The sequence below is a fragment of the Bacillus haikouensis genome, from assembly GCF_013179555.1.
GTDB lineage: Bacteria > Bacillota > Bacilli > Bacillales > Bacillaceae_B > Rossellomorea > Rossellomorea haikouensis_A.
Window position 1 is genome coordinate 1 of sequence record NZ_JABMCR010000556.1, and the last position, 1,068, is coordinate 1,068.

Consider the following 1,068-nt stretch of genomic DNA (forward strand, 5'->3'; position numbering starts at 1 on the left):
GAAGACCGTTCATTTACATTCATCACAAAAACTCCGCCTGCAGCTGTTCTACTTAAGAAAGCGGCTGGTATCGAGTCTGGTTCAGGCGAACCGAACAGCAAGAAAGTGGCAACACTTAAACGCGATAAAGTACGTGAAATTGCTGAAACAAAAATGCCTGACTTAAATGCAGCTAGCGTTGAATCAGCTATGCGCATGGTAGAAGGAACTGCGCGCAGCATGGGTATCGTCATCGAAGACTAATCCAGCTTCGCTTATTTGAATGTTCCTGTTGAACGAGGTTGCGATGATGAAATGTATTGTTTCACTCTCGCAACCTTATTTCGTGGGAGGTTATTCCGCTAAAACCACATCAAGGAGGAAATTATAAAATGGCAAAAAAAGGTAAAAAGTTTCTTGAAGCTCAAAAGCTTGTAGACCGTACTACAGCTTACTCAGTTGAAGAAGCAATCGAATTAGTAAAGAAAACAAACATCGCTAAGTTTGACGCAACTGTAGAAGTAGCGTTCCGCTTAGGTGTAGATACTCGTAAGAATGACCAGCAAATCCGTGGAGCGGTAGTACTTCCGCACGGTACTGGTAAAACTCAAAAAGTTCTTGTATTCGCTAAAGGCGATAAAGCAAAAGAAGCAGAAGCTGCTGGCGCTGACTTCGTTGGTGATGCAGACATGATCACTAAAATCAACCAAGGCTGGTTCGAGTTCGACGTAATCGTTGCAACTCCGGACATGATGGGTGAAGTTGGTAAACTTGGACGTGTGTTAGGACCTAAAGGTTTAATGCCAAACCCTAAAACTGGAACAGTGACTTTCGATGTCGAAAAAGCTGTTAACGAAATTAAAGCTGGTAAAGTTGAATACCGTGCTGATAAAGCTGGTAACGTACACGTTCCTGTTGGAAAGATTTCTTTCGACAGCGAGAAATTAGTTGAGAACTTCACGACTATGTACGACACAATGCTTAAAGCTAAACCTTCTGCAGCTAAAGGGACATACATGAAGAACGTTGCTGTTACTTCTACTATGGGTCCTGGCGTTAAAGTTGATCCTTCAACTTTTGCAGTTAAGG

The 1,068-nt window shown here is 42.5% G+C and carries 2 protein-coding genes; both read left to right on the top strand.

Translation table 11 applies throughout. From position 1 onward, the window contains the following. The coding region (locus HP456_RS24250; RefSeq protein WP_512698791.1) for an uL11 family ribosomal protein at positions 1–243 on the top strand (243 nt) is incomplete at its 5' end. 128 nt (positions 244–371) lie between these two features. Then, a partial coding sequence (gene rplA, locus HP456_RS24255; RefSeq protein WP_172255759.1) for a 50S ribosomal protein L1 occupies positions 372–1,068 on the top strand: 697 nt, incomplete at its 3' end.